The sequence below is a fragment of the Tahibacter caeni genome (assembly GCF_024609805.1).
GTDB lineage: Bacteria > Pseudomonadota > Gammaproteobacteria > Xanthomonadales > Rhodanobacteraceae > Tahibacter > Tahibacter caeni.
In genome coordinates, this window is record NZ_JANFVR010000434.1 from 1 (window position 1) to 3,340 (window position 3,340).

Genomic DNA, 3,340 nt, shown 5'->3' on the forward strand with positions numbered 1-3,340 from the left:
GGCCGCGGCCGACGGCCCGGCCGACGCGGGCCGCGCGACCGTGCAGCGCACCCTGCCGCTGCCGCTGCGTCCGGCGCAGCCCCTCGGCGAATGGCAGCTGCCGGCCTACGCGATGCACATGATTCCGGGCACCGGCGTCTCGTTCGTCGACTTCGACCTGCGCAATCCCGCGAACCGGCGCACGATCATGACCGACACCGGCACGGGGCCGGGCCTGGACAACATCAGCGGCGGCGACTTCGTCGGCGACGACTTCGCGACGCAGTACCAGCTCGACACGCTCATGGACCGGCTCTACCGCGTCGACACCCTGACCGGCGCGCGCACCCTGATCGGCTGGCCGACGGCCGCGAACACGGTCGCCAACGAGCGCTGGTCCGGCGCGGCCTGGGATCCGTCCACCGACACGTTCTATGCGGTGACCACGGCCAACCTCGGCAACCAGGGCTGCTACTGGAGCGGGCTGTACACGATCGATCTCGACACGGCCCAGGCGCATTTCGTCGGCCCGGTCGACACCGGCGGCAACGAATGCCTGATCGACATCGCGTTCGACCAGAACGGCGCGCTGTACGCGCTCGACATCCGCACCGACGCACTGTTCACGGTCGACAAGGCCACGGCCCAGGCCATGCGCGTCGGCGGTCTCGGCGTCGACGCGAACTTCGCGCAGAGCCTCAAGTTCGACCGCGCGAGCGGCACCTTGTACTGGCTCGGCTATGCGCAGGGCATCGGCTTCGTCGCGACCGTCGATCCGGTGACGGCGCAGCCGACCATCGTCGGTCCGACGGCCGACAGCCAGGAAATGTCCGTGCTCGCGATCGCGACCGCCGGCACCGACTGCAGCACGCCACAGGACGTGCCGTGGCTGTCGCTGCAGACCACGGGCGGCAGCTTCGCGCCGGGTGCGCCGGTCGGCGTCTATCCGGTCACATTCGACGCGACGAACCTCGCGGCCGGCGTGTACCAGGCGACGATCTGCGTGTTCAGCAACGACCCGGCCTACCGCGCGAAGCCGGCCGCGATCCCGGTGACCTTCACGGTGCAGGCGCCCGATCCGATCTTCGCCGACGGTTTCGAGTCGCCTTGAGGAAAGCTGCCGCCGGCGCATCGCGCCGCGCGGCAGCGGTATCACGCGGCGTACGCCGAACGCGTACGCCGCTGAGCACGCCGCCGGTCACCGGCGGCGTGCGCGTTTCAGAACGCCGACATGTTGAACGGATCGTGCTCGGCGGTGCTGTTGTCGCCGCCGCCTTCGGCGAGGCGGATCTTCAGCGCGAGGCCGTCGCGCGAGTCGGCCTTGGCCAGCGCCTCCTCGAGCTCGATGCGGCCTTCCTTGTACAGCGTGTAGAGCGCGCGGTCGAAGGTCTGCATGCCTTCCTGCAGGCTGCGGTCCATCGCTTCCTTGATTTCGTGCACCTGGCCGCGGCGCATGAGGTCGCGGATGTGCGGCGTGTTGATCAGGATCTCGACGGCCGGCAGACGGCGGCCGTCCTTGCCGATCACGAGGCGCTGCGAGATGACGGCCTTCAGGTTCAGGGCCAGATTCATCAGGATGTTCTTGTGCGACGCCTCGGGGAAGAAATTGAGGATGCGCTCGATGGTCTGGTCGGCGTTGTTGGAGTGCAGGGTCGCGAGACAGATGTGTCCGGTCTCGGAGAACGCGATCGCCGCTTCCATGGTCTCGACGTCGCGGATCTCGCCGATCATGATCACGTCGGGCGCTTCGCGCATCGCGTTCTTCAGCGCCTCGTGGTAGCTGTGCGTGTCGAGGCCGACTTCGCGCTGGTTGACGATGGACTTCTTGTGCCGGTGCAGGTATTCGATCGGGTCCTCGATCGTCAGGATGTGGCCCGACTGGCTCGAGTTGCGGTGATCGATCATCGCCGCGAGCGTGGTGGACTTGCCCGAGCCCGTCGCGCCGACCACGAGGATCAGGCCGCGCGGCTCCATGATGATGTCCTTGAAGATCTGCGGCAGCTTCAGCGTGTCGACCGTCGGGATCTCGCTCTTGATCGCGCGGATCACCATGCCGACTTCGCCGCGCTGCTTGAACACGTTGATGCGGAAACGGCCGGCGTCCTTGACCGCGATCGCCATGTTGAGCTCGAGGTCGCGTTCGAACTGCGGCACCTGGCCCTCGTCCATCAGCGAGTACGCGATCTTCTTGACCATGCCGCCCGGCAGGCCGGTGTTGCCCAGCGGATAGAGTTTGCCCTCGACCTTGATGTTCACGGGGGCGCCCGTCGTCAGAAACATGTCCGACGCGCCCTTCTCGGTCATGAGCTTGAGGAAATAGCCGATATCCATGCTCGCCTCGTTGCGAGATGCGTGACGGCCGCGGCCGTCGTTATGCTCAGGAACCCGGTTGCGGAAACGGGACGGTGTTGCGTTGCAACGTTCGTGCCCGTGTAACGAGAATAGCCGGATTCCCCACCCTGATTTCGGCGGGAGTTATGACACCAACGGCCCGAAAAATCCATGTGCTCGCACTGCTTTCGCTGTGTGCGGCGAGCGCTTCCGCAGCGCGTCCGCAGGCCCCGCTCGCGGAGCTGCAGAGCGCTGCCGCGGCGCTCGCGCTCGCCGAGGAAGCGGGCGCTGCGACCTACGCGCCGCTGGAGCTGCGCTATGCCGGCGAGCAGCTCGAGCAGGCACGGCAGGCGCAGCAGGGCGGCGACCTGAACCAGGCGCGCCGGCTGCTGGAACAGTCGCAGGTCAACAGCGATCTCGCCGTCGCCAAGTCGCGCCTGGGCCGCACGCGCGAAGCCGTACAGGTGCAGGCCGCGGCGAACGCCCGGCTGCGCGGCGAGGCGAGCCCGGCCGCCGAAGCGGAGACGCCGTGAAGCGCGCCGGCCTGCTGCTGTTCGCCGCGCTGCTCGCCGCCTGCGGCTCGGCGCCGCGGCGCGATCTCGACTACGACCGCCTGCACGCGAGCCTGCAGGCCCTCGCGGCCGATCCGGAACTGGCCAAGCTCGCATTGGCCGAGCGAGCATTGGCCGAGGCCGCCGTGCGCCGGCTCGACGCGAGCAGCATCAACGCGAAGGAGCATGTGCAACTGGCGTACCTGGCCGAGCGGCGTGTCGACATCGCCTACATCGCGGCGCAGACCGAGCGCGAGAACGCGCGCCTCGCGCAGCTGCAGCGCGAACATGCCGGTCTGCTGCTGGCCGCGAGCCGGCGCGAGACCCAGGCCGTGCGCGCCGAGCTCGACCGCCAGCGCCGTCACGAATTGTTGCAACAGGAAGAGATCGAACGCGGCGGTGCGGCTTCCGCGGCAGCGCGCAGCGACGCGCCCGCCGTCGCCGCGGTGAAACCCGCGCCCGTTGCGCCGCCGGTCGCC

4 protein-coding genes are annotated in these 3,340 nt (G+C 68.7%); 3 read left to right on the forward strand and 1 reads right to left on the reverse strand.

What is annotated here, in order from left to right:
- On the forward strand, positions 1–1,090 hold a 1,090-nt coding region (locus NON22_RS22115; RefSeq protein ID WP_257389164.1), incomplete at its 5' end, for a hypothetical protein.
- 107 nt (positions 1,091–1,197) lie between these two features.
- Here the strand turns inward: NON22_RS22115 and NON22_RS22120 are convergent.
- Complete coding sequence (locus NON22_RS22120; protein ID WP_257389165.1) at positions 1,198–2,310, reverse strand: PilT/PilU family type 4a pilus ATPase; 1,113 nt, start codon at positions 2,308–2,310, stop codon at positions 1,198–1,200.
- Positions 2,311–2,483: 173 nt separating this feature from the next.
- Between NON22_RS22120 and NON22_RS22125 the strand changes: the two genes are divergently transcribed.
- Positions 2,484–2,843, forward strand: a complete 360-nt coding sequence (locus NON22_RS22125) for a DUF4398 domain-containing protein (RefSeq protein ID WP_257389166.1) — start codon at positions 2,484–2,486, stop codon at positions 2,841–2,843.
- Positions 2,840–3,340 (forward strand): hypothetical protein (locus NON22_RS22130; protein ID WP_257389167.1); only part of this gene is annotated, 501 nt, incomplete at its 3' end. The genes NON22_RS22125 and NON22_RS22130, both read left to right, overlap by 4 nt.